General features: G+C 70.1%; 20 protein-coding genes. 11 read left to right on the top strand and 9 right to left on the bottom strand.

Annotated elements, in window-relative coordinates:
• Window positions 1-128 precede the first annotated feature (128 nt).
• From SANBI_RS03250 to SANBI_RS03220, 7 genes are all read left to right on the top strand, one after another.
• Window positions 129-1,085 carry a carbohydrate ABC transporter permease gene (locus tag SANBI_RS03250; protein WP_056136223.1) on the top strand — a complete coding sequence of 319 codons (957 nt, stop codon included), beginning with the start codon at window positions 129-131 and terminating at the stop codon, window positions 1,083-1,085.
• Window positions 1,082-2,050, top strand: a complete 969-nt coding sequence (locus tag SANBI_RS03245) for a carbohydrate ABC transporter permease (protein ID WP_319158886.1) — start codon at window positions 1,082-1,084, stop codon at window positions 2,048-2,050. The genes SANBI_RS03250 and SANBI_RS03245 overlap by 4 nt, the downstream gene beginning before the upstream one ends.
• 78 nt (window positions 2,051-2,128) lie before the next feature.
• On the top strand, window positions 2,129-3,490 hold the full coding sequence (locus SANBI_RS03240; RefSeq protein ID WP_319158884.1) for an ABC transporter substrate-binding protein: 1,362 nt from the start codon (window positions 2,129-2,131) through the stop codon (window positions 3,488-3,490).
• 152 nt (window positions 3,491-3,642) lie between these two features.
• Window positions 3,643-5,706 (top strand): beta-galactosidase, encoded by a 2,064-nt coding sequence (locus SANBI_RS03235; protein ID WP_319158883.1) that lies wholly within the window; start codon window positions 3,643-3,645, stop codon window positions 5,704-5,706.
• Window positions 5,707-6,045: 339 nt separating this feature from the next.
• Window positions 6,046-6,426, top strand: coding sequence for a DUF4870 domain-containing protein (locus tag SANBI_RS03230; RefSeq protein ID WP_319158881.1), 381 nt, complete (start codon window positions 6,046-6,048; stop codon window positions 6,424-6,426).
• Window positions 6,427-6,593: 167 nt separating this feature from the next.
• Window positions 6,594-7,757: a Gfo/Idh/MocA family protein gene (locus tag SANBI_RS03225; RefSeq protein WP_319158880.1), complete on the top strand. Its 1,164-nt coding sequence runs from the start codon at window positions 6,594-6,596 to the stop codon at window positions 7,755-7,757.
• A 235-nt stretch (window positions 7,758-7,992) separates the two neighbouring features.
• Window positions 7,993-8,268 (top strand): hypothetical protein, encoded by a 276-nt coding sequence (locus SANBI_RS03220; RefSeq protein ID WP_319158878.1) that lies wholly within the window; start codon window positions 7,993-7,995, stop codon window positions 8,266-8,268.
• Here the strand turns inward: SANBI_RS03220 and SANBI_RS03215 are convergent.
• The 6 genes from SANBI_RS03215 to SANBI_RS03190 form a co-directional block, all read right to left on the bottom strand.
• Window positions 8,265-9,101 (bottom strand): ABC transporter ATP-binding protein, encoded by an 837-nt coding sequence (locus SANBI_RS03215; protein ID WP_408669732.1) that lies wholly within the window; start codon window positions 9,099-9,101, stop codon window positions 8,265-8,267. The two genes, SANBI_RS03220 and SANBI_RS03215, sit on opposite strands and share 4 nt — an antisense overlap.
• Complete coding sequence (locus tag SANBI_RS03210; protein WP_179913469.1) at window positions 9,080-10,192, bottom strand: FecCD family ABC transporter permease; 1,113 nt, start codon at window positions 10,190-10,192, stop codon at window positions 9,080-9,082. The genes SANBI_RS03215 and SANBI_RS03210 overlap by 22 nt, the downstream gene beginning before the upstream one ends.
• Window positions 10,189-11,229, bottom strand: coding sequence for a FecCD family ABC transporter permease (locus SANBI_RS03205; protein WP_056136195.1), 1,041 nt, complete (start codon window positions 11,227-11,229; stop codon window positions 10,189-10,191). The genes SANBI_RS03210 and SANBI_RS03205 overlap by 4 nt, the downstream gene beginning before the upstream one ends.
• Window positions 11,229-12,344 (bottom strand): iron-siderophore ABC transporter substrate-binding protein, encoded by a 1,116-nt coding sequence (locus SANBI_RS03200; protein ID WP_319158872.1) that lies wholly within the window; start codon window positions 12,342-12,344, stop codon window positions 11,229-11,231. Before SANBI_RS03200 ends, SANBI_RS03205 begins: the two co-directional genes overlap by 1 nt.
• Before the next feature lie 90 nt (window positions 12,345-12,434).
• Window positions 12,435-12,686 (bottom strand): helix-turn-helix domain-containing protein, encoded by a 252-nt coding sequence (locus tag SANBI_RS03195; RefSeq protein ID WP_319158869.1) that lies wholly within the window; start codon window positions 12,684-12,686, stop codon window positions 12,435-12,437.
• The gene (locus SANBI_RS03190; RefSeq protein WP_319158866.1) at window positions 12,676-13,377 is read right to left on the bottom strand and encodes a hypothetical protein; all 702 of its coding nucleotides are present in this window, start codon (window positions 13,375-13,377) and stop codon (window positions 12,676-12,678) included. The genes SANBI_RS03195 and SANBI_RS03190 overlap by 11 nt, the downstream gene beginning before the upstream one ends.
• Before the next feature lie 349 nt (window positions 13,378-13,726).
• Here SANBI_RS03190 and SANBI_RS03185 point away from each other — a divergent pair, with 349 nt between their 5' ends.
• From SANBI_RS03185 to SANBI_RS03175, 3 genes are read left to right on the top strand one after another with little or no spacing between them, the layout of a single operon-like run.
• Entirely contained in the window at window positions 13,727-14,716 is a 990-nt protein-coding gene (locus tag SANBI_RS03185) for an ABC transporter ATP-binding protein (RefSeq protein WP_319158864.1), read from the top strand.
• Window positions 14,713-15,471, top strand: coding sequence for an ABC transporter permease (locus tag SANBI_RS03180; protein ID WP_319158862.1), 759 nt, complete (start codon window positions 14,713-14,715; stop codon window positions 15,469-15,471). Before SANBI_RS03185 ends, SANBI_RS03180 begins: the two co-directional genes overlap by 4 nt.
• Window positions 15,468-16,265 carry an ABC transporter permease gene (locus SANBI_RS03175; RefSeq protein ID WP_319158860.1) on the top strand — a complete coding sequence of 266 codons (798 nt, stop codon included), beginning with the start codon at window positions 15,468-15,470 and terminating at the stop codon, window positions 16,263-16,265. Before SANBI_RS03180 ends, SANBI_RS03175 begins: the two co-directional genes overlap by 4 nt.
• A gap of 84 nt (window positions 16,266-16,349) precedes the next feature.
• Here the strand turns inward: SANBI_RS03175 and SANBI_RS03170 are convergent, their stop codons facing one another.
• Both SANBI_RS03170 and SANBI_RS03165 read right to left on the bottom strand, forming a co-directional pair.
• On the bottom strand, window positions 16,350-18,671 hold the full coding sequence (locus SANBI_RS03170; protein ID WP_319158858.1) for an FAD-binding protein: 2,322 nt from the start codon (window positions 18,669-18,671) through the stop codon (window positions 16,350-16,352).
• A gap of 63 nt (window positions 18,672-18,734) precedes the next feature.
• On the bottom strand, window positions 18,735-19,523 hold the full coding sequence (locus tag SANBI_RS03165) for a 3-ketoacyl-ACP reductase (protein ID WP_319158855.1): 789 nt from the start codon (window positions 19,521-19,523) through the stop codon (window positions 18,735-18,737).
• Between the two features lie 433 nt (window positions 19,524-19,956).
• Here SANBI_RS03165 and SANBI_RS03160 point away from each other — a divergent pair, with 433 nt between their 5' ends.
• Window positions 19,957-20,859, top strand: coding sequence for a sugar phosphate isomerase/epimerase family protein (locus tag SANBI_RS03160; RefSeq protein WP_319158853.1), 903 nt, complete (start codon window positions 19,957-19,959; stop codon window positions 20,857-20,859).
• Between the two features lie 112 nt (window positions 20,860-20,971).
• Here the strand turns inward: SANBI_RS03160 and SANBI_RS03155 are convergent, their stop codons facing one another.
• A complete protein-coding gene (locus SANBI_RS03155; RefSeq protein WP_319158852.1) occupies window positions 20,972-24,394 on the bottom strand; it encodes a hypothetical protein in 3,423 nt (1,140 codons plus the stop codon).
• Between the last annotated feature and the right edge of the window lie 65 nt (window positions 24,395-24,459).

Genomic DNA, 24,459 nt, shown 5'->3' with positions numbered 1-24,459 from the left:
AAACCCGACTCCGGCTGTGATGCTGTGCGGACCAGAAAATGTTTGCGCTAACACGGCGAGGGTGCCGAAGCCCTCCTCGGGGGGTCCGCAGCACCGCCGCCGCACGAGCAACCGAAAGACGAGAGACGATGACGTCCGCTACGCAGCACGCGGTCCCCGGTCACGCAGACCCGGCACCGACCCCCCGACCTCGACGTCGCACCAGGTACAAGCGGCAGGACTGGGCCGGCGCGGCTTTTGTCGCACCGTTCCTCGCCGTCTTCTTCTTCGCGATCGTCGCGCCGCTGGTCTACGCCATGTACCTGTCGTTCTTCCAGGACAGGCTCATCGGCGGCTCCTTCTTCACGGGGCTGAGCAACTACACGCAGGCCATCGCCGACCCGCTGCTGCGCACGGGCCTCGGCCGCGTGCTGCTGTTCCTCGCGGTCCAGGTGCCGATCATGATCGGCCTTGCGCTCTTCGCGGCGCTGGCCATCGACTCCGGCCGCCTGCGCGCCAAGGGCGGCTTCCGCATCGCGCTGTTCCTGCCCTACGCGGTTCCCTCGGTCGTCGCGGCCCTCATGTGGGGCTACATCTACGGCAAGGACTTCGGCCTCATCGGTCAGGTCTTCGAGTTCTTCGGGGCTGAGCCGCCAGCGCTGCTCGCCGGCTCGTGGGTGCTCGTCTCGATCGGGAACATCGTCACCTGGTCCTTCGTGGGCTACAACATGCTCATCCTCTTCTCGGCGCTGCGGGTCATCCCCACCGAGCTCTACGAGGCAGCCGAGATCGACGGGGCCGGCGCGATGCGCACAGCCTTCTCGATCAAGCTCCCGGCACTGCGCCCGGCGCTCCTCCTCACCGTCATCTTCTCGATCATCGGCAGCTTCCAGCTCTTCAACGAGCCGAACGTGCTGCAGGCGCTCGCGCCGACCGAGATCACGACCTACTACACGCCGAACATGTACGCCTACAACCTCGCGTTCAACGGCCAGCAGTACAACTACTCGGCCGCCGTCGCCATCATCGTCGGTCTCATCACCGTCGTGGTCGCCTACCTCGCACAGCGCGTGAGCAACCGCCTCGAGACCGGAGGGAAGAAATGACCACCGCCAGCACCCCCGCACCCGTCTCCGGAGTCGTCGACGCGACCGACAGCACGACCGTCGCCTCGGCTGCCAAGCAGAGCCGCGCTGGTCGTGGCCGCCGCCGTCCGACCTCTCCGCGCCAGAAGTCCTCGATCACCCTCACCGTGATCATGGTCGTGATGTTCCTCTACGTGCTGCTCCCGCTCGTGTGGCTGGTCATCAACTCGACCAAGACCAACGGTGGGCTGTTCACCTCCTTCGGGCTCTGGTTCGCGGACGACTTCGCCCTCTGGGACAACATCAAGCAGCTGTTCTCCTACCAGAACTCGGTCTACCCGCGCTGGCTCGCCAACACCGTGCTCTACGCCGGCGTCGGCGGCATCGGTGCGACGATCCTCGCGACCTTCGGCGGCTACGGCCTGGCCAAGTACAACTTCCCGGGTCGCCGCGCAGCCTTCGCGATCGTCATCGGGGCCATGACCGTGCCGATGACCGCCCTCGCGGTCCCGACCTTCCTCATGTTCAGCCAGCTCGGTCTGACGAACACGGTGTGGGCTGTGCTCATCCCCGCGCTCGCCAGCCCCTTCGGTCTGTACCTCATGTACGTGTACTCCCAGGACTCGGTCCCCGACTCCCTGCTCGAGGCAGCCCGCCTCGACGGCGCCGGTGAGCTCCGCACCTTCCTCACGGTGTCGCTGCGCCTGCTGGCCCCCGGCTTCGTGACGGTCCTGCTGTTCGCGGTCGTGGCCACCTGGAACAACTACTTCCTGCCGCTCATCATGCTGACGGACCCCAAGCTCTACCCGCTGACCGTCGGCCTCAACCAGTGGAACTCGCAGTCCGGGTCCTCCGGCTCGACCGAGCCCGTGTACAACCTCGTGCTCGTCGGCTCGCTCGTCGCGATCATCCCGCTGGTCATCGTCTTCCTCTCGCTGCAGCGCTTCTGGCAGTCCGGCCTCGCGGCCGGCGCCGTGAAGCAGTAGCGCGAGGTCCGCTCTACCACCACCGGCTTTCCCCCTCCTGCGCCCTGGCGCATACGACGAAGTACCCAAGGAGAGATCATGAAGAACCACACGACCCGCCTCACGCGGACGATCGGGGTCACGGCAGCGCTCGCGCTGACCTTCGGCCTCGCGGCCTGCGGCGGCGGCGACGACTCCGGCGAAGGTGCCGGTTCGACCGACATCACCGCAGCCGACGTCGACGCAGCGCTCGAGTCCGACGAAGAGGTCACCCTCGAGTTCTGGTCCTGGGTCCCGAACCTGCAGCCGACGGTCGACCTCTGGAACGAGAAGCACCCGAACATCCAGGTGACGCTGACCAACGCCGGCCAGTCGGCCGACCAGTACACCAAGCTGCAGAACGCTGTGAAGGCCGGCACCGGTGCCCCCGACGTCGCGCAGATCGAGTACTTCGCCCTCCCCCAGTTCGCCCTGAGCGACGCAGTGGTCTCGCTGAGCGACGTCGGCCTGTCCGACCTCGAGCCCAAGTTCGCGGGCTCCGCCTGGGACCAGGTCTCCGTGAGCGGCGACCAGTACGGCTTCCCGCAGGACACCGGCCCCCAGGTGATGTTCTACCGCGCCGACATCCTCGAGAAGCTCGGCCTCGAGGTCCCCGAGACGTGGGACGAGTTCACCGAGGTGGCCCGCGCCATCAAGGCCGACAACCCTGACAACTACATCACCTCGATCGACCCGGGTGACGCCGGCGGCGTCGACTCGCTCATCTGGCAGGCCGGCGGACGCCCCTTCAGCGTCGACGGCACCACTGTCGGCATCGACTTCACCGACGAGGGCACCACGAAGTTCACCGAGACCTTCGACACCCTCATCCAGGAAGACCTCATCGACGTGGCCCCGGGCTGGAACGACGCCTTCTGGCGCTCCTTCTCCGACGGCAAGTACGCGATGTGGCTGACCGGCGCCTGGGCTCCGGGCTCGATCCGCACCAACATGCCGGACACCTCCGGCATGTGGCGCGCAGCCCCGATGCCGACCTACGAGGCCGGCACCCCGATGAACGCCGAGAACGGTGGCTCGGGTGTCTCCGTCCTCAAGCAGGGCGACAACCAGGCTGCGGCCCTCGCGTTCTCCCGCTGGCTCACGACCGACATCGAGGCCGTGCAGTCTCAGGTCGACGCCGGTCTGTTCCCCGCGACGACCGAGATCATGGCTGACGAGACCTTCCTCGGCTTCGAGGACCCGTTCTTCGGCAACCAGAAGATCAACGAGGTCTTCGTCGAGTCGTCCAAGGCTGTCTCGTCCGGATGGCAGTACCTGCCCTTCCAGGTCTACGCGAACTCGATCTTCGGTGACACCGCAGGTCAGGCTCTCGGCGCCAAGACCGACCTCGCACCGGGTCTGGCGACCTGGCAGGAGTCGGCCACGTCGTACGGCTCGAGCCAGGGCTTCACGCTGAAGTAAGCACCACCGAGACGACGGTCGGGGCACGGCCTGCGCCGAGCCCCGACCGTCGTCGTCTCCCCGGGTCCCCCAGACCCGGTCCCCGCACCACAGCTCGACCGACTGGCGCCTCGCGTCGTCGCACCACCCTTCTCACGCACAGGACTGATCACATGGCTTCCCGTTGGATCCGCTGGCCCGAGCCCCTCGCCGACGCTGCTCCCACAGCGCGCGGACCTCTCGCCTACGGCGGCGACTACAACCCTGAGCAGTGGCCCCGCGAGGTCTGGCTCGAAGACGCCCGCCTCATGCAGGAGGCCGGGGTCAACCTCGTCTCCGTCGCGATCTTCTCGTGGGCGCGGCTCCAGCCGGCCCCCGACCAGTGGGACTTCGAGTGGCTCGACGACGTCCTGGACATCATGCACAGCCACGGGATCGCCGTGGACCTCGCGACGGCGACGGCCTCGACGCCCGCGTGGCTGACCACGCTGCACCCGGAGATCTTGCCCGTCGACGTCGACGGCCACACGCTCTACCACGGGTCGCGGCAGTCCTGGAGCCCGAGCTCACCGGTGTACCGCGAGTACTCGCTCGCCCTCGTCGAGAAGATGGCCGAGCGCTACGGCTCGCACCCGGCCCTGGCCATGTGGCACGTGTCGAACGAGCTCGGCTGCCACAACGTCCTGGACTACTCCGACGTCGCCGCCATCGCCTTCCGCGGCTGGCTCGAGGCTCGCTACTCCACGCTCGACGAGCTCAACCGCGCGTGGGGCACCGACTTCTGGGCGCAGCGCTACACGGCCTGGGACCAGATCCTCCCGCCGCGCCGCTCGACGGCCTTCGTCAACCCGACGCAGCAGCTCGACTTCGCGCGCTTCTCCTCCTACCAGCTGCGCGAGCAGCTGCGCGCCGAGCGCGAGGTCCTCACCCGCATCACGCCGGACGTGCCCGTCACCACCAACTTCATGGTCATGGGCGACACCAAGGCGATGGACTACACCTCGTGGGCCGGCGACGTCGACCTCGTGTCGAACGACCACTACATCACCTCGGCCGACCCCGTCTCGCACATCGAGCTGTCCTTCTCCGCGGACCTCACGCACGGCATCGCCGGCGGCGAGCCGTGGATGCTCATGGAGCACTCGACGTCGGCCGTCAACTGGCAGCACGTCAACCTGCAGAAGCGCCCGGGCCAGATGCGCCGCAACTCGCTCTCGCACGTCGCCCACGGCGCCGACGCTGTCTGCTTCTTCCAGTGGCGCCAGTCCCAGGCCGGGGCCGAGAAGTTCCACTCCGCGATGGTCCCCCACGCCGGGACCGACTCCGCCCTGTGGCGCGGCGTCGTCTCCCTCGGCGCGGACCTCGTCTCCCTCGGCGAGATCGCCGGGTCGACGGTCCAGGCGCAGACCGCCGTGCTGTTCGACTACGAGTCCTGGTGGGCCACCGAGATCGACTCGCACCCCAACAACGAGTTCCAGTACCGCCGCCGCGTGCTGTCCTGGTACCGCTCGCTGTGGGAGAAGCAGGTCGGCACGGCCGTCGTGCCCGCGCACGCCGACCTCTCGGGCTACAGGCTCGTGGTCGTCCCGCACCTGTACCTCGCCGACGACTCCCTCGTCTCCCGCCTGACGGCCTTCGCCGAGGCTGGCGGCACCGTCGTGGTCACGTACTTCTCCGGGATCGCGGACCAGGACGACCACATCCACCTCGGTGGGTACCCGGGTGCGTTCCGCGACCTGCTCGGCGTCCGCGTCGAAGAGTTCGCGCCCGTGCTCCCCGGTGACACGATCCACCTCGACGGCGACGTCGTCGGCGGGCCGTCCGCCGAGGCGTCCGGCTGGTCCGAGCCCGTCGCGCTCGTCGACGCCGAGGCCCGTGCGACGTACGTCGACGGCCCGAGCGTCGGATGGCCCGCGATCTCGCGCGCTGCTCGTGGCACCGGTGCCGCCTGGTACGTCACGACAGACCTGTCCGACGCGGCCCGCGGCGAGCTCGTCGACGTGCTGCTCGCCGAGGCCGGCGTCACCGCGATCGCCCAGGCCGACGCGGGTGTCGAGCTCGTGGTGCGCCGAGGGGCTGACGACGTCGAGTTCCTCTTCGCGATCAACCACACGGACGACGCGACGACAGTCGAGGCGTCGGGGACGGACCTGCTCACCGGCGACGTGCACGACGGCTCGGTGAAGATCGACGCAGGCGGCGTCGTCGTCCTGCGCCGCGTGGCGCAGCAGGGCTGACCCCCTCGGTGGGACGGTCGCGCGAGAGCGCACCCGTGCCGCCACACAGCTGACCTCGCGGGCCGCCCCCCCTCGGCCCGCGAGGTCGCACCATCGTGCGCGACGTCGGAGGAAGCTCCCCGAGGTCGCACGAACACCGACGAGGTCGTACGGACACGCCAGCCCTGGCTCGATCCAGGGCTGTATGGCGTGTCTGGACGACCTCGTCGTCCTCTGTGCGACGTCGTGGCCCGCGCGGGCACCACCCCTGGTCGCGGCGAGAACCACGGCGCTACGATCCGAGAGCGGGCAGCGTCAGCCGCGACCAGGCGCCCCAGGCGCCCGGAGAGAGGTACGACGATGAGCGACTACCCCCCGCAGACTCCCCCTCCGCCCGCAGGACCACCCCCGGTCCCGCTGACCGACGCCGAGGCTCAGCAGTGGGCCGGGCTGAGCCACCTGCTCGGCGGTGTCCTGGGGTTCTTGGCCCCGCTGATCATCTGGCTCGTCTTCAAGGACCGCAGCGGCTACGTCTCCGCCGAGTCGAAGCGCGCGCTCAACTTCCAGCTGGTCGTCACCGTCGGGTACGTCGTCTCCTACGTCTTGATGATCGTGCTGATCGGCTACCTCACCTGGTTGGCCCTGTGGGTCCTGTCGATCTACCTCGGTTACACCAACTTCCAGGCCGTCAACCAGCGCCGAGCCACCTCCTACCCGGTCGACGTCCAGATCATCAAGTAGCCCGAGCCTCGGGCTGAAACCCGAAGCCGCACCTCGCTTCTCCACCCTTGACGACGGCAACCCTTTTCCATACGCTGGAAAGCGCATTCCGTTGCAGTTCTTGCCACGGCCGCAGCGGCGACGACGCCGCTGGACCACCGCCGCGTCGACCCACCCGGAGACCTTTGATGACCACCCGCACGCTCCGCATCGCCATGAACGGCATCACCGGCCGCATGGGATACCGCCAGCACCTGCTCCGCTCGATCCTGCCGATCCGCGACCAGGGCGGCTTCACCCTCGAAGACGGCACCAAGGTGCAGGTCGAGCCGATCCTCATCGGTCGCAACGAGGCCAAGGTCTCCGAGCTCGCCGAGCTGCACGGCGTCGAGCACTGGACCACCGACCTCGACGGCGCGATCGCCGACCCGACTGTCGACGTCGTCTTCGACGCCTCGATGACGAGCCTGCGTGCCGAGACCCTCAAGAAGGCCATGAAGGCCGGCAAGCACATCTTCACCGAGAAGCCGACGGCCGAGACCCTCGACGAGGCCGTCGAGCTCGCGAGCATCGCGCAGGAGGCGGGCATCACCGCAGGCGTCGTGCACGACAAGCTCTACCTGCCGGGGCTCGTCAAGCTGCGCCGCCTCGTCGACGAGGGCTTCTTCGGACGGATCTTGTCGATCCGCGGCGAGTTCGGCTACTGGGTGTTCGAGGGCGACATCCAGGCTGCGCAGCGCCCGTCGTGGAACTACCGCAAGGAAGACGGCGGCGGCATGACCACCGACATGTTCTGCCACTGGAACTACGTCCTCGAGGGCATCATCGGCACCGTGAAGTCGGTCAACGCGACCACCGTCACGCACATCCCGACCCGTTGGGACGAGACGGGCACCGAGTACACCGCGACGGCCGACGACGCCGCTTACGGGATCTTCGAGCTCGAGACGCCTGACGGCGACCCTGTCGTCGGCCAGATCAACTCTTCGTGGGCGGTCCGCGTCTACCGCGACGAGCTCGTCGAGTTCCAGATCGACGGCACCCACGGGTCGGCCGTCGCCGGGCTCAACAAGTGCGTCGCCCAGCAGCGAGCGCACACCCCGAAGCCCGTGTGGAACCCGGACCTGCCTGTCACCGAGTCCTTCCGCGACCAGTGGCTCGAGGTGCCCGCCAACGCCGACCTCGACAACGGCTTCAAGGCCCAGTGGGAAGAGTTCCTGCGCGACGTGGTCGCCGGACGCGAGCACCGTTTCGGCCTGCTCTCTGCGGCGCGCGGTGTTCAGCTCGCCGAGCTCGGCCTGCGGTCGTCCGCCGAGCGCCGGACCCTCGACGTGCCGGTCATCTCGCTCTGACACGACGCACGGTTCACGTCACGACGGTCACCGTTTGACCAGCTCGTCCCTGAGGCGCCCCGCGACCAGCGGGGCGCCTTCGCGCGTCAGACCATCCATCTCCTGTCGCACGAGCCCAGAGTGCGACGAGTCGGGCGAGAATGACCTTCGCGACAATGGTGCGCTACCGTGAGGAGCTGTCCGGGTCGGGCTCCCGTCCCTCACCCAGGACACCTGTGCGAAGAGGAGACGCAGCATGAGCATCGATCACACCAGCCTCGCCGGAGAGCACGCACCTGGAGCCTCGACAGACGGTGCAGCTACGGGCCGGTCCGTCCGCCGCGGCCGGCCCCCGCTCGACCCACGCACGGCACCAGGGGCCTGCTCCCCCGTCTGGCACGTCCGAGCACCGCTGCGTCTCGACGTCGCCGCCCGGGACCGGGCAGCGAAGGAAGGCTGGGACCTCTCGACCCTCGTGCGGGACGCCGTGGCGGCCTATCTCCGTGCGCCGTCCGAACCAGAGAGCACCTAGCGCGTCACCAGCGGGACGACGAGAGGCGTCTCGCTCTCCGGGTCGGTGATGATGCGGCACCGCAGCCCGAAGATCTCTTCGACACCCTCGGCGGTGACCACCTCGTGCGGTGTCCCCGTCGCGACGATCTCGCCGTCGCGCATGGCGATCATGTGCGTCGCGTAGCGGGCCGCGAAGTTGAGGTCGTGCAAGACCGCCACGAGGGTCCGGCCCTCACGGTGCATCTGGGCGCACAGCTCGAGGACGTCTACCTGGTGCGCGATGTCGAGGAAGGTCGTCGGCTCGTCGAGCAGCAACAGGTCGGTGTCCTGAGCGAGGACCATCGCGATCCACACGCGCTGACGCTGCCCGCCCGAGAGCTCGGACACCTTGCGGTCGGCGAGGTCCGTGGTCCCCGTCGCCTCCATGGCCGCACGGACGGCGACGCCGTCGGAGGCCGACCACTGGCGCAGCAGGGTCTGGTAGGCGTAGCGCCCGCGACCCACGAGGTCGCGGACGGTGATCGCCTCGGGTGCGATGGGGGTCTGCGGCAGCAGCGCGAGCATCCGGGCGATCTGCTTGTTGCCGAGGGACGCGAGAGGAGTCCCGTAGAGCTCGACCTCGCCGGCCCGCGGGGTGAGCGTCCGGCCGAGGGCACGCAGCAGGGTCGACTTGCCGCAGCCGTTCGGCCCGACGATCACCGTGAAAGAGCCCGCCGGGATCTCGACGTCGAGCCCGTCGACCACGACCCGCTGGTCGTAGGCCAGGCGCAGGCCGGTCCCCCGCACGGGCGGTACGGCAGCCTCGCGCGGCTCGAGGTTCTCGGTGGGGGTCACAGCGTTCCACGTCTCCATTCACGGGTGAGCAGGACGGCGAGGTACAGACCGCCGATCCCTGCGGTGAGCACGCCTACAGGGAGCGAGCCGAACCACGGCTGGTGCACGGCGACGAGGTCGGCGCCGACGAGCAGCAGAGCACCGGTCGCGCCTGCCGCGACCATCCCTGGCCCCGTCGACCCGGTCACCCGGCGGGCGACCTGCGGGGCGACGAGCGCGACGAAGGCGACGGGACCGCAGACGACGACGGCCGCTGCGGCCAGACCGACACCGACCGCGACGGCCAGCAGCCTGACCCGCCGGGCCGGGACACCGAGGGCGACGGCCGCGTCGTCGCCCATCTCGACGTGCTGCAGCCCGCGGCTCAGGGCGAGCGCCGCGAGTCCCAGCACCACGAGCGCGACAGCGATGATCGTCACGTGCTCCCAGCTGCGTGCGTTGAGCGAGCCGTTGAGCCACGCCGCCATCTCCTGTGCCTGCTCGCGGCGTGTGCGGGTGATCGCGAACTGCACGAAGGCGAGCGACATGGCGCCCACCCCGATCCCGATGACGACCATCCGCAGCGGCGCCTGCACGCCACGCCCTGCCCCGAGCAGCACGAGCACCACGGCGACGGCCCCACCCAGGAGCGCACCGACGGGTGCGGGCAGCAGCCCGGGCCAGACCAGGGTCACCGCGGCGGCCCCGGCGGCCGCCCCGGCGTTGAGGCCGATGATGTCAGGGCTGCCGAGAGGGTTGCGCGTGACGCTCTGGAAGATCGCGCCGGAGATCCCGAGGGCAGCGCCCGCGCAGATGCCGACGACAGCCCGCGGGAGCCGGTTGGTGAACACCACGAAGTGCTCGGTCTTGCTGCCCTCGCCGCGCAGCACCGCGGGGAGGTCGGCGAGAGCGATGCCGAGCCGACCGAGGGTGAGCGACAGGACGAGAGAGACCAGGACGAGGACCAGGGCCACCGTGACGACGAGCGTCGCACGGGCGTTCCACGGAAGGGCCGCACCGAGCACGCGGACATGACCGTCCTCGATCCGGGGGCGCAGAGCGCGCGGGGCACGACCACCTGCGGCAGCGTCTTCTGCGACCGCCTCGGCGACGGTCGTCGGGCGGGTCACAGCCCGCTCCCCGAGCGACGGACCGCGACGTACAAGAAGGGCGCACCGACGAAGGCCGTGACGACACCGACCATGAGCTCGGCGGGTCGTGCCACCACCCGGCCGATCACGTCAGCGCCGAGCAGCAGGACAGGTCCGAGGGCGACGCAGTAGGCGACGAGCCAGCGGTAGTCCGAGCCGGTGATGCTCCGGACGATGTGCGGCACCGCCAACCCGACGAAGGCGATCGGCCCGACGGCCGCCGTCGCCGCGCCGGCGAGCAGCGTCGCGACGAGCGCACCGAGCAGTCGCGTCCGGCCGGCGTTGCCGCCGAGGGCCTGCGCCGTCTCGTCTCCGAGCGCGAGAGTGTTGAGCGGGCGGCCCAGCAGGAGACCGGCGACCAGACCGACGACGATGATCGGCCACACCATGTCGACGGTCGACGCCGGGCGTCCCGCGAGCGAACCGACGACCCAGAACCTGTAGCTGTCGAAGACCTCGGGATTGGTCAGCGTCACCGCCTGGATCGCCGCCGACAGGACGGCTCCGACAGCTGCGCCGGCCAGCACGAGCCGCACCGGTGTGGGACCAGAGCGCCCCGACCCGATCGTGTAGACGAGGACCGCGACGGCGAAGGCCCCGGGGAGCGCGAAGTAGATGCTGCGGCTCCCGAGGGTGCCGAAGACCACGCTGCCCGCCACGATCGCGGCCGACGCCCCGGTGTTGACGCCGAGCAGACCGGGGTCGGCGAGCGGGTTGCGGGTGATGCCCTGCATGAGCGCACCGGACACGGCGAGGGCCGCCCCGACGAGCAGCCCGAGGACCGTGCGCGGCACACGGGACGCGATGACCGTCGCCTCGAAGGAGTCGTCGGGCGCGAAGAGCCCGCGCCACACGGTCCCGAGGGGCAGCTGGTTGCTGCCGACGGCCAGGCTCAGCCCGGCGACGAGCGCCGCGAGGGCGACCGCGAGGACCAGCCCGGCGCCCAGCCCCCAGCGCCGAGCAGGACCGGACGTGACCGTCCGGTCCTGCTCGGGTGCGTCGACGTGCGTGGTCATCACCCGACCTTGGCGACGGCCTCGGAGATCATCGGGACGTACTTGTCGATGGCCCACGGCACGCTCAGCGGCGTGGAGACTGTCACGGCCATGCCGAGCTGGCGGTCGACCATCGGGACGTAGGCGCCCGACGCGAAGGCGGGGATCGAGGCGAAGAGGGGCTGGGCCTCGGTCGCGGCCTGCTCGGTCTCGTCGTTGAACCACGTGAAGAGGACGTCGACGTCGGAGAGCACGTCAGAGTTCTCGAGGCCGATGTCTGCGGTGAACAGGCCCTCGGGGGCGGTCAGGTCGGCGACAGAGGGCGCGAGCTGGAAGCCGAGCCCTGTGAGCATGTCGACGCGCGGGTCGCCGGGCACGTAGGCGGCGAGGGTGCCGAGCTCCTGCGAGGCGACGTAGGCGACACTGACGTCGGCGAACTCCGGGTGCTCTGCCGCGGCGTCGGCAAGGGTCGTGTCGACCTCGTCGAGGAGCGGCTGCGCGGCGTCGGGGACACCGAGGGCCGTCGCGGCGATCTCGACCTGCTCGTCGAGGGGCGTGATCCACGGGCCCTCGGGGTACGCGACGACGTTCGTGAACTCCGACAGCTGGTCGAAGGTCGCCTGGTCCAGGCCGGACTGCGGCGCGAGGATCAGGTCGGGCTCGAGGGCGATGACAGCCTCGACGTCCAGCTCGGGGTACATCTCGATGGTGGTGGGCAGCTCAGCGCCCTGCTCCTCGACGGCGTCGCGGAACCACGGCTGGTAGCCGTCCTCGTCACCGGCCCACGCGTCGGTCTCGATGCCGACGGGCACGACGCCGAGCGACAGGGCGATGTCCGAGGAACCCCACCCGAGGGTGACCACGCGCTCGGGAGCCTCGTCGATGGTCGTCTCACCGAGGGCTCCGGTGATGGTGACCGGGAAGGCGCCAGCCTCGGCGGCGGGCGCCGAGCTGCTGTCACCCGTCGCGTCGTCCGCGGAGTCGTCCGAGCCGCAGGCTGCCAGGGCGAGCACCGCGGTCGCGGTCGCCGCCGCGACGAGAGTGCGCCGCAGGCGCGAGGTGGGGCGTGCTGAGGAGACGGACACGGGGTGCCTTCCGGAAGACGTCGAGGTGCCGACCACCGATCGGGAGGTCATTTGGTAAGGCTACCCTCAGGATCGCACCCCGGACGAGGACCGGGTTGTCACCGGGGGTGTGACCTGCTGCACACCCGGCCCGCGCGCAGGTCAGGGAGCCATGACATCGCTCCGCGAGGCCTCGGCGCGCAGGACGAACAGGTCCCCCGGCCCCACACCCAGAGCGGCACAGAGAGCCGCGACCGTCGTGAACCTCACCGCCCTGGCCTTGTTCGTCTTGAGCACCGACAGGTTCGCCATCGTGATCCCGGTCCGCCTGGAGAGCTCGGTCAGCGTCATCCCGCGCTCGGCGAGGATCTCGTCGAGCCTGCAGACCACGACGTCAGACGACTCAGACGACACTGTCGACCTCGTCCTGGAGTCGAGCACCTTCGCGGAACACCAGCCGCAGCACGAGGACGACAAGACCGGCGGCGATCATCGTCCACGGCCACTGCGGGCCGGCCAGGCGGAAGCCGTCGACAGAGATGATCCCCGGCACCTCGAAGACTGCGGTCGACACCAGGCGGACCGCGACGGTGTCGCCGAGGCCGACGAGCAGACCACCTGCGAGCAGCACAGGTCCGAGCAGCGTGAGCATCGGCCGAGCTGACGTCCACGACCTCCGCCCGCGGGTGACGGCCAGGACGAGACCGACGACCAGGACCCCGGCGACCAGGATCGTCGCGCCATGGACGAGCACAGGCGCCGCCGCGATCACGCGGAGCGTCGTCGGGAGCTCGTCGAGGTAGACGGGGTTTCGACCACCGTTCTTCGTCAGCTCGAGGAGCTGCGGCAGCTCCGTGGCGTGGACCCTGGAACCGAAAGACGACTCGTACGGAGCAGCCTGACGGGCAAGCAGCACCGTGAGCGCTTCGATGAGGAGCTGCGCCACGGCCAGCACGGTGACGACCCCCACCGCTCCTGCGATCCACCGCACCGAAGTGCTCGTGCGCGACGCCGGCTCCTCCGGGAGCTGTGCTTCTCCGACCCACCCGAGGAGCACGGTCCCACCGTCTCCGTCACGACCCGTCGAGCCCGCGCGTCCCACCATGATGCCCCCTGTTATCGAGATCGATATTATTGATGTCGATAATCTAATGGGGCCGTGCGGCCGTGGCAACCCCCCTCGAGGGCCGCAGCGCAAGACCCTTGCCCCCGGGGCAGCACGACGCCCCACTCTCCAGCGACACCCGCGGCCAACCCTAGGTATACGCAAAAGATCCCACAGGCCAGTCTTGCCGGTTTCGCCCCCTTGGTGCTACCGTTCGGAAGTTCGCCCGAGGGCTACCGAAGAACGGTGAAGACATGAGCCTGGTATCGATCACGGCAGAGCTCGCCAGCACCGACGATCGCACCTCCGGGCCGAACCAGCTGGGGCTCCGCCTGCTGGAGGAGGCCCGGTGACAGCACCTGATGTCCTCTCCTGCCGCTCTCTGGTGCGCGAGTTCTCGAGGGGTAGAGAGCGGCGACGCGCGGTCGACGGACTCGACCTCTCTGTTCCTGCCGGTCAGGTCTGCGCCCTCATCGGCCCCAACGGCGCCGGCAAGACCACGACGGTCCGCATGTGCTCGACGCTCCTGCTGCCGACGTCGGGGAGCATCTCTGTCCTCGGGCACGATGTCGTCCGAGACACCCGCGCCGCTCGCCAGAACATCGGTCTCGTGCTGGGCGGTGAGCGGGGCTTCTACCTCCGCGCATCGGCGCAGGAGAACCTCAGGTTCTTCGCAGCAGTGCAAGGAGCCCGGATCACCCGGCGGGCTCTGAGCGACGTGCTCGACCAGGTCGGGCTCGCCGACCGGGCTCGGTCCCGCGTCGAGACCTTCTCGCGCGGGATGGTCCAGAGACTGCACATCGCGCGGGCGATCTTGACTCGGCCAGCGCTGCTCCTGCTCGACGAGCCGACCATCGGCCTCGATCCAGAGGTCGCCGTCGAGGTCCGCTCGTTGGTGCGGCAGCTCGTGGCAGAGGGGACCTCGGCCCTGCTGACGAGCCATTCGATGCGTGAGGTTGAGCTCCTCGCCGACACGATCGTCGTCATCGCCGGCGGACGGACGCTGGCTCAGGGCGACGCACAGGCGATCGGGGCGGCAGCAGGGATCGGTGAGGTCTCGTCGTACCTGATCGACGACTGGGCGGAGTCCTACCGCAGCCAGCTCCTCTCGTCCCCAGGAGTGCGTTCTGTCGACGTCCATGCCCGGGGGCTCATGACCGAGGTCGTCGTCGCCTGGCGCTCGGGTGCTGTGCCAGGATCAGCCCACCTGCCGTTCCTCGTGCGCGGCGAGAAGACGCAGGCCGCTGGGCTGGAGGAGTGCTACCTGGCGCTGCTCGCCGACCGAGGCCGCTCGGGGACCGGCGGCGCGCCAGACAGCCTGATCGACGCAGCGTCATGAGCCGGGACGCCGCGCTCATGGTGGGCTTCCACAGCCGTCAGATGCTCCGCAACTCGTTCTTCGTCCAGCTGATCGTCGTCACTCCCGTGAGCTTCGTCGCGGTCAAGGCACTCGTCGCCTACGGGCTCGACGCACCGCTCGGCGACCAGGTCTGGTTCGAGGCTGGCGCGGCAGGGATGTGGTCGCTGACCACGATGTCCGCGGGGATGATCGGCTTCCAGCGGTTCCAGGGGACGCTCCCCCTCCTGGCCGTCTCGCCGCACGGGGCCGCTCGCATCTTCGTCCCCCTCGTGGCCTCGACGGCCTGCTCCGGACTCCTGTGCTTCCCGGTGGCAGCCCTCGCCGTCCTCGTCTGCGGTGGACAGGTCGGGTGGTCGACCTCGCTGCTGATGCTGCTCTCGGTCGCGCTCTTCGCTGTGGGGTGCGTCGCGGCCGCACTGACCATCGCCGTCTTCTTCGTGCTGACACGGCACGCCATCGTCTACGAGGCCCTCCTCGTCATCCCGGTGTGGATGGTGTCCGGGATCGTGACGAGCCTCGACTCGTCGCCCGTCTACCTCCGATGGCTCTCGGTGCTCAGCCCGCTCACGGGCCCCGTCGCCACAGTCAGGGCTCTGCTCGACGACGCAGACCCGAGTCTCGTCTGGCTGGGGCTGTCGGCGTGCGCGACGGTCTTCTGGCTGCTCGTCGCACGACTCGGGTTCCGGGACGCACTGGACCGAGCCCGGTCGCGCGGGACGCTGGCCCTGCTGTGAACGGCCCCAGGTCTGACACCGTCACGGTCTGGACGACCCTGCTCGCATCCAGCGCAACCGTCGCCCGGCAGAGCCTGACGGCCTTCGCGACCTGGTCGACGGCTCTGGTCGTCTGCCTCGCGACCCCGGTGCTGAGCGTGATCTTCCTGACCGCCATGAGCTCGTCAGCCGGCGGTGAGGCCGGTGCGGCGGTGGCCTACAGGTGCGCCGTGATGGTCGCGGTGACGACGGCATCGGCACTGATGGTCGACCTCGGGATGACAGACAGGCGCCTCGGGGCGGTCGACTCTCTCCTGTCCTCGGGAGGGCTGGCCTCGTCAGCCCTGTGGCTCGGCAGGGGAGCAGTGACCTCGGCCACAGGCATGGCGGTCGGCACGACGACGTCGCTCGTCGTCGCAGCCGCGACCCACGAGCTCCCTGACGTGGGGTGGCACCTCGGATTCCTGGTCGTCGCAGCCCTGGCAGGCTCTGTCACAGGGCTGCTGATCCTCGCCGCTGGCCTCTCGCTGCGCGACCCTCACGTCCTGGCGACCGCCTACGCGTTGCTGATGCCGCTCCTCAGCACAGCCCTGCTGCCAGCCGTCGCCTATCCCTCTGCCCTCAGGCCCCTGGTCCGCCTGGTCCCAGGCTCGGGGTTGATCGACGCGACCCGCGACTCTGCGACGTCAGGCCGCGCAGGTGCGCTGCTCATCGAGGCGGTCCTGCTCTGCGCGCTGCTGGTGGTGGCCCGTCTCACCGTGAGGGCCTCCGAGGTGCGCGCACGCAAGAACGGCAGCGCCGTCATGACCAGCTGATCCCGTCACCAGACAGCACGACGGCCCAGTCCTCCCCCTGCGGAGCCCTGAGCCGTCGTGGTCTGTGTCGTCGACGAGCGTGCGTCAGACGATGTTCCTGTTCTCACGGTAGCTGCGCCACACGTTCTCGAAGAAGTCGTCGTCCTCAGGGATCGGACGCACCGGTCGCCACGTGAAGTCGCAGGTCCCAGCCCTGCGGCGGGATTCTGCGGCACGCAACCCCTCCTGCTCCGACCCGACCTCCTCGGCGGTGCCCAGGACTTCACCCGCTCCCCCGCGGTATGCGCTCTCCGTCCCCGTCCACGACGCCTCCTGGACCACGCCGTCGAGGGCACCGCCGTCGAGGGCGAACCTGAAGATCTCCGGAAGGTCGAGCTCGGCCTGCGGGTCGTCGCCGAAGCCCACCTGAGGCAGGTGACCCGACGCGTCGGTGTACAGCACCGACCCACGGCTGCGCCCGCCGTGGTCCACGTAGTCGGCCATCGCCGAGAGGTACACGTACTGCGTGGTGAGGATGTCACGCACCAGGAAGGTCCGGTTGACCGACCGGCGGCTGGACGGGTCGGCGACCACGAGGTCGTCGTAGGCGGCGAGCCACGCCGTCACCTGGGCCAGCGCCTCGGTGATCGACTGAGCCGAACGGACCGGCCCGGCCTTCTCGCTCATCAGGGCGCTCGTCGCGCGCAGCAGCTCGCCGGTGTTGTCAGGCTCCCCCGCCGCGGCACGACCCGCAGCCCGTGCCACCAGGGCTGCGGCGGACTCGACGAGCGGCGCCGCGACGTCCCGGAAGGACACGAGGTCGACGGGCTCCTCGGTCCGGCGCACGGCGATGAACTGCGCAGCCCGCGTCGCCCCCACCTGACCGGAGTTGAGCGCCGCGCCACCAGGCCTGTAGATCCCGTGCGCCCCGCCGGCCTCGCCCACCGGGAAGAACCCGGCGACGTTCGACTGCCACCACGCGTCGACGACCAGTCCGCCGTTGTTGTGCTGGGCGCACACGTCCACCTCGAGCCAGTCCTTCTCGAGGTCCACGTAGGGGTTCTTGCCGAGGTACAGCTCGTAGGACGGCATGTTCATGTGCTTGAGCCGCTCGATCGGCGTACCGAACAACGCACCACCCCGCTCGAGGTAGGCGTGGGCCTCGGGCGAGATCTTCGACGCGTCGAGCTCGGCCTGCACGGGGTTGCGTGTGAAGTCGAGGTAGACCTTGCGACCGCGCAGCACAGTCTCCTGGTAGACGAGCAGGTCGATGAGCGACGAGCCGTCGAGGGCCTTGCGGATGTCGAAGGGCCACTGGTAGCCCTTGAGGAAGATCATCGACAGCTGACGCCCGTAGTCGGGGACCGTCTCGCTGAGGAACTCGCGCTCGTCCCCGCCGTCGGCGTCGGTCGAGACGAAGCGCGGCATCACCTGCATGTACGTGCCGGAGACGTTCCAGCGCGGCTTGGTCGACGCGAGGCCGAACTGCCACTCGGTGAGGTTCTTGCCGTGGACCCCGGCCCTGTAGGCGGCACCCGACGCACCCCACTGACCGTTGGGGAACACCGAGGTCGCGTACATACCGGCAGGCCCGCCCGTCGCGTAGACGAGGTTGCGGGCCCGGAACAGCACGAAGGGGCTCTCTGTGCCGTCGTGCACCACGTCGGTCCGCAGGCACAGGAGGCCTACGACCTCGCTCGTCGCACTGTCGGGCGCGCCGTCCGTGACCGCGGCCGGTCCGGCGCCGGCCGCATCGGCAGCACCCGCTGCACTAGCTGCACCCGCTGCACCCGCTGCACCCACCATGTCGCGCGTGACGACATCCACCACCCGGCACTGGTCGTAGATCCGCGTCCCGTTGCGGTGCACCTTCTTCTCGAGCTGCTCGACCATCGACCTTGACGTGTACGGGCCGACCGAGGTCGCCCGGCGTCGCGGGTCGTGGTCGGTCTTGTAGCCGATGAACTCGCCGTATCGGTTCTGCGGGAACGGCACCCCGAGCTCGCAGAGCCTGAGGAACCCGCGGGCGGAGAGCGCAGCCTCGCAGAGCGCGTTGTCGCCGTCCATCGCGCCGCCCGAGAACAGCGTCTCGGCCATCTCGCGGACCGAGTCGCCGTCTCCGCCCGAGAGCGTCATCTTGTAGTACGTCTGCTTGTCCGACCCGGCGTTGCGCGACGAGCCGGCGTTGACCTTGTCGGCCACCATGACCACGTCCTCCTGGCCGAATTCCCACAGCCGGTCAGCGGCGCAGAACCCTGCCGAGCCGGTCCCGACGATCACCGTGTTGGCGCTCACGACGGGCACGTCGTACCCGGCCACGCGCACGGTCTCGACGTCGAAGGTCGCGTTGACCGAGTGGTCACCGGCCTCGCGCGAGGCCGCAGGGCTGGTCGTTCCGGTCGTCTCAGGTGTGGCGGGGGCTGTCACGGTGACTCCTGGCAGGACGGTCTCGGCGGTCCGAGAGAGATGGGATGGGGGCGGCAGGTCGCGTCAGAGGCGCGGGATGTGCTGCCCGCCGTCGACGTGGAACACCTCGCCTGTCGAGTACGGGGTCTGCCCCGAGGCGAGGACGGCGACTGCGCCGGCCACGTCGCTCGGACGTCCCCAGCGCGGCATCGGGGCGAGGCCGTCGGCGAAGAGCTTGTCGTACTTCTCCTGCACCCCCGCGGTCATGTCGCTCTCGATGACACCCGGGCGCACCTCGTAGACGACGATCCCCTCGGGTGCCAGGCGCACGGCGAAGAGCTGCGTCCCCATCGAGACGCCGGCCTTCGACACGCAGTACTCCCCGCGGTTGGTCGACACCGCCGTCGCGGAGATCGAGGAGACGTTGATGATCGTCCCGACAGGACGGTCGACACCTGTGGCCTCACCGCGCCCGGCGATCATCGCGTTGGCAACACGCTGGGTGAGGAAGTACGGACCTCGCAGGTTGATGCCGAGCACCCTGTCGAAGCTCTCGGGCTCGGCCTCGAGCAGGTCCGCCCGGACCGTCGGGGCCACACCCGCGTTGTTGACGAGCAGGTCGATGCGCCCCCACGCCTCGAGCGCGGCGTCGACGAAGCGCGCGTGGTCGGCTACCTCGGCGACAGAGCCCTGGACGTAGAGCACCTCGGCCGGGCCACCGTCGGGTCCGCTCGACCGGAGCTCGTCGAGCAGCTCGGTGGGCTCGGGCCGGGTCGCGAGGATCGCGACGGCGTAGCCGTCAGCAAGGAGCCGGCGGGTGATGCCGAGCCCGATCCCGCGGTTCCCGCCGGTGACAAGAGCAACCTGGGTCATGCGTCCTCCGGTCTGTGCGGGCACCGTCGCCCGTCGTCAGGTCTGAGCGCGCGGAGACGCTCACGTGCCGTCGATGCTCTCAGAGATCGACAGTTTGGGCAAGCGCTTTCCATCGCCCTTCTCCGGGCCTCCGCCGGGAGCACCGGACGGATGCCCCTCCGAGCCCGACCCACCCCGCGGAGGCCGGGAGCGGCAGGCGCTCGGTCGCCATCGATACCCGTGGCCGTGGCCGGGGCCGGGGCCGGGACCGGGACCGGGACCGGGACCGGGACCGGGACCGGGACCGGGACGACGGCAGCACGCTCCCGTCAGGGGAGGCGCGGCGCGCGACCACGAGCATCGACGCCTTGACCCCACTCGCCCACCTCACTAGGCTCTCCGGAAAGCGCATTCCGAACTGGGGTGCCCGCAGCCCTCTCGAACGGACTCGACGATGACCTCCGGCGCAGACCTGTCCAGGCTCTCCCTCAACACCGCGACCACCAAGCTGCTCACCCTGACCGAGGCCGTCGACGGTGCGGCGCGCGCCGGCTACGGAGCTGTCGGGCTGTGGCGGGACAGGGTCCAGGAGATCGGAGCCGACAAGGCCGCGAAGGTCGTCGCCGACGCCGGTCTGCGCGTCTCGTCGCTGTGCCGGGGCGGATTCCTCACGGCCTCCGACGACGCGGGGATCGCCTCGGCCCTCGAGGACAACAAGGCCGCGATCGTCGAGGCGGCGACCGTCGGGACCAGCGAGCTCGTCTTCGTCGTCGGCGGCCTGGGCGCGAACCCCGGCCCGGGCGAGCCCGCGCGAACCTCGCAGGACACCGCCGAACGGGATGCCGGCCGCGACATCGTCGCGACCCGCCAGCGTGTCGCCGACCGCATCGGCGACCTCGCGCCCTTCGCCGCCGAGCACGGCGTGCGCATCGTGCTCGAGCCCCTGCACCCGATGTTCGCGGCAGACCGCGCCGTCGTCTCGACGCTCGGCCAGGCGCTCGACCTGGCGGCACCGCACCCGGCCGACGTGGTCGGTGTCGTGGTCGACACGTACCACGTGTGGTGGGACCCGGATCTCGAGGCGCAGGTCGCCCGGGCCGGCGCCGAGGGACGTATCGCGTCGTACCAGGTGTGCGACTGGCTGCTCCCTCTCGCGGCCGACCCGCTGCTCTCCCGCGGGTACATGGGCGACGGCTACGTCGACTTCCCGACGATCACCCGGTGGGTGTCCGCGACGGGGTACGCGGGCGACGTCGAGGTCGAGATCTTCAACCAGCAGATCTGGGACACCGCAGGGGATGTGGTGATCCGGACGGTCGCCGAGCGCTACGCAGCGCTCGTGCAGCCGTACCTCTGAGCCGCGCACCGCGGCCCAGAGACACCGACGGCCCGGTGGTCACCTGCACGTCCCCTCCTCGGGCGCAGGCGGCCACCGGGCCGTCGTCGTGCTGTCAGGCTGCGGTCGTGCGTCAGCCTGCGAGGGTGCTGCGGTCGAGGCCGACGTAGACGTCGACGTCGCCCGTGAGCTGCTCCGAGGCGACGAAGAGCCCGCCCGAGCGGTAGTGCGCGGGGACCTCGGAGCCCTCGACAGCGACGCCACCGACCTCGACACGGACCGGTGCGTCACCGGCGACCACGTGCAGGGTCACGCGGCGGTGCACGCCTGCCAGGTCGACACCGAGCACGGTGCCGTCGTCCTCGGCCGCGAGGACCGGGTCGAAGACGACGCCACCCGCGCGCTCGGTGATGCCGAGCGCGCCGTGCACCAGCTGGCGCAGGTAGATGCCTGGGCCCGAGGAGTACACGCGCCACCCGCCCTTGACCTGGACCGAGCCGTCACGGAGCTTGTCGAAGTTCTCCGCGAAGTCGTAGCGGTCGGTGAAGCCCGCGTCCGAGGAGGAGTAGAAGCAGTTGCGCTGGCGTGCGGCGCTGTGGTCGAGACGCTCGAACTGCCCGACGGGGCTGATGCGCAGCAGCTCGGTCACCAGACGCTCACGCCCGAGGGCGGCGAGGGCCTGCGTGTAGCGGACGTGCGCGTGGGTGTACATGAGGCCGATCTCGCGACCGACGTTCGCCGCCTGCTCCCCACGACGGAAGTACTTCGTGATGCCGTCCTGGAACGGTGCCGGGCGGTCCATGAGACGCACGCCGTCGGGGAAGTGCAGGTTGTCCTCGACGAGGGCCTCGTGACGCAGCACCTGCTCGGGCGTGAACAACCCCGCGATGATCGAGCGCGTCATCGGGATGAGGCGGTACCGCAGACCCGTGCGGTCGTCGGTCGGGTGGATGACGGGCCACGGGCCCTCGGGGGCGAAGACCACGTAGCCGGCGAGCACGTCGTCGATCATCAGGCGGTCGGTGAACTCGGCGGCGATGACGTCGGCCTCGGCCTGGAGCTCGTCGGCCAGCGCGTCGTGCGAGCCGCCGCGCAGCAGAGCGGACAGCGTCGACGTCGCCTGGAACAGGAGCGCGACGGTCCACGCCGACGCCATCTCCTCCTTCATCGACTCCTGAGCGGGCTGGAGCGTGTCGTCCCAGTCGCCCTCACCGTAGGAGAGCAGCTGGGTGCCGGGGGCGCGGTGCGTGCGGATGTACTCGAGCGAGGCACGCACGTGCTCCAGGACGGGGACGGCCTCGGTCCCGGCGCGACGAGCAGAGGAGTCCCAGAAGGGCACCTCGACGTCGAGGACCGACGTGTCGCCCGTCGCGGACAGGTACTCGCCGAGGGCCATGAGCGGCCAGACGACGACGTCGCCGTGCGCCTCGTCGGAGTAGCGCTCGGAGTAGGCGTCGAACATGAACCACTGCGGGAGCGTGCCGTCGGGGTCCTGGTGGCCGAAGACGCGCAGCACGATCTCGCGTGCGGTGTCGAATCGGCCGAAGGCCAGGTTGAGCTCGAGCGGTCCCTGGCAGACGTCGCGGGTTCCCCACGCGGCGCCCGAGTACTGCTCGAGGCCGTGCGGCACGAGGAAGTGGATGAGCCCGTTCTGCGTGAACCACGGCAGCAGCAGGTTGACCTCGGCGAGGCGTCCCGAGCCCTCGACGTGCAGGTTGCGCGTGAAGTCACCGATGTAGCGGCGGTGCGCCACGAGCTCGGCGGGCACGTCGAGCGCGGCGGCGAGGGTGCGCGCAGCGGCGTCGAGGGCCGGTGCGCGGCCCTCGAGGTCACCGGTGAGGACCACCGAGGCCGAGGTCGCAGCCTCGAAGGCCACGGTCACGACCGAGGTGCGGCGCGCCTCGCCGTCGGCGAAGAGCACCGAGTCGTCGCCGATCCGGCCCGTCGGGCTCGCGAGGACGTAGGTGAGGTCGGGGCAGTGCGACTGCACGTCGGTCCCGGCCTCGGCCGTGAAGACGAGCGCGCGCCCGTCGAGGGCGGGCTCGGCCGACCAGGCGTGGTCACCGAGCTCGACGTCGACCGTGACGAGCAGCTCGAGAGGCTGCTCGGAGTCGACGCGGACCTCGAGCACACGGCCCTCGGCGCTCGCCGTGGTGCGCACGCCGATGCGTCCGGCCGAGGTCTCGTAGACCCAGCGGAGCCCGCCGAGGTCCATGACGAGCGCAGACGGCACGCCGAGCAGGTTCCAGGCACCGTCGATCTTGACCAGCGCGCGCACACCGCTCGAGCGGAGCAGGTTGAGGTGGTTGCGCTGGACCGACACGAAGCGGTTCACCGAGGTGTTGCCGACGACGACGTGCGAGGCGAAGACACCGTAGACGTAGGAGGACGCCGAGAGGATGTTGTCGTTCGGTGCGACGTCGGTGCCGGCCTTGACCACGTGGCCGTGCGGACGCTCGACCGCGAGCTCCTTGGCGCGGGACACCACGTGGGTGGCGTCGGCCGTGAAGTACGAGAGGAGCGAGCCGTCGGACGCACGCTCCGGCTGGAGGACCGAGCCGGCTCCGAGGTCGACGAGCTCGTCCTCGGTGAGGTCCCGGCCGGCGAGCAGCGGGGCGGAGACGAGGAGCGAGCGGACGGCCGGGGCTGCGGCGTCGCTGGCGACCACTGCGGCAGCAGCCTCGACGGCGCGGTCGAAGAGGCCCGGGACGGCGTCGATCGCGTCGGCGAGCTCGCCGCGGTAGTCCGGCACGAAGGCCGTGACAGCGTGCACGGTGCGCGGCTCGGACAGGTCGAGCGTTGGGCCGAGCAACGTCGGCATGGAGAGCTCGTACTGGTAGACGAGGGAGTCCCACTCGGCGGTGTCGAGGGCGTGCGCGTGCCCGTCGAGCTTGCTGTCGAGGCCGTAGAGCGAGAAGCCGTCGGTCAGGTGCGCACGCGCACCCTCGACGATCGCGCTCACGGCGAGCGGGAGGACCGGGGCGGTCGCCATGGTCTGGCGGCTGGCGAGGACGGAGCCTGCGGCCGAACCCTCGACCACGTGGTGCACGATGTACTGGCTCACGTAGGGCTCGCTGCTCAGCGACATGCCCTCGGGCGCCAGGGCGAGGTCCTGCGCGACGACCACGTCGTAGGTCCCGGCCGCACCGGCTTCGACGGAGGCGAGGTCGACGCGCCAGACCCAGAGGTCACCCGTGGGATCGAGCACGAGGGAGACCGTGTAGGCCGCGCCGAGGACCTCGCCGGCCCAGCGGGCGGAGCCGTCGACCACGGAGAAGCTGCTCGCCGAGCGGGCGCCGACGAGCGGTGCGCTCTGCACGGAGCCGTCGGTGTGGCGGCGCAGGAACACCCCGCCGATCATCGCGTCGTGGTCCGAGGGGCTGTACTGGCTGACGAGGGTCGACCCGCCGTGGCGGATCGAGCGGACGTCGCCCGTCGCCGTCAGCGCGATGCGCGTCGGTCCGCTGCTCAGCTCGGCGTCGACCGGCGTCACCGGGCTGCTGGGCGCCTCGAGCACGGCGGACGTGGTGGACGGGTGGACGGGAGAGCTGTTCACGGCGGGGGTCCCTCGGTCGGGTTCGGGATGGTCGGTCGCTGCGGTGTCCGCAGTCACGAGGACGA

The sequence above is a fragment of the Sanguibacter biliveldensis genome (assembly GCF_033798665.1).
Lineage (GTDB): Bacteria > Actinomycetota > Actinomycetes > Actinomycetales > Cellulomonadaceae > Sanguibacter > Sanguibacter inulinus.
Note: the sequence above shows the minus strand (reverse complement) of the source record. Positions and strands in the feature narration are given on the sequence as shown.

Coding starts and splice junctions, on each gene's coding strand:
- SANBI_RS03225 (WP_319158880.1), top strand. CDS start 6,594: ATGACCACCCGCACGCTCCGCATCGCCATGAACGGCATCACCGGCCGC.
- SANBI_RS03160 (WP_319158853.1), top strand. CDS start 19,957: ATGACCTCCGGCGCAGACCTGTCCAGGCTCTCCCTCAACACCGCGACC.
- SANBI_RS03180 (WP_319158862.1), top strand. CDS start 14,713: ATGAGCCGGGACGCCGCGCTCATGGTGGGCTTCCACAGCCGTCAGATG.
- SANBI_RS03205 (WP_056136195.1), bottom strand. CDS start 11,229: ATGACCACGCACGTCGACGCACCCGAGCAGGACCGGACGGTCACGTCC.
- SANBI_RS03165 (WP_319158855.1), bottom strand. CDS start 19,523: ATGACCCAGGTTGCTCTTGTCACCGGCGGGAACCGCGGGATCGGGCTC.
- SANBI_RS03190 (WP_319158866.1), bottom strand. CDS start 13,377: ATGGTGGGACGCGCGGGCTCGACGGGTCGTGACGGAGACGGTGGGACC.
- SANBI_RS03230 (WP_319158881.1), top strand. CDS start 6,046: ATGAGCGACTACCCCCCGCAGACTCCCCCTCCGCCCGCAGGACCACCC.
- SANBI_RS03235 (WP_319158883.1), top strand. CDS start 3,643: ATGGCTTCCCGTTGGATCCGCTGGCCCGAGCCCCTCGCCGACGCTGCT.
- SANBI_RS03250 (WP_056136223.1), top strand. CDS start 129: ATGACGTCCGCTACGCAGCACGCGGTCCCCGGTCACGCAGACCCGGCA.
- SANBI_RS03200 (WP_319158872.1), bottom strand. CDS start 12,344: ATGACCTCCCGATCGGTGGTCGGCACCTCGACGTCTTCCGGAAGGCAC.
- SANBI_RS03245 (WP_319158886.1), top strand. CDS start 1,082: ATGACCACCGCCAGCACCCCCGCACCCGTCTCCGGAGTCGTCGACGCG.
- SANBI_RS03220 (WP_319158878.1), top strand. CDS start 7,993: ATGAGCATCGATCACACCAGCCTCGCCGGAGAGCACGCACCTGGAGCC.
- SANBI_RS03240 (WP_319158884.1), top strand. CDS start 2,129: ATGAAGAACCACACGACCCGCCTCACGCGGACGATCGGGGTCACGGCA.
- SANBI_RS03215 (WP_408669732.1), bottom strand. CDS start 9,101: ATGGAGACGTGGAACGCTGTGACCCCCACCGAGAACCTCGAGCCGCGC.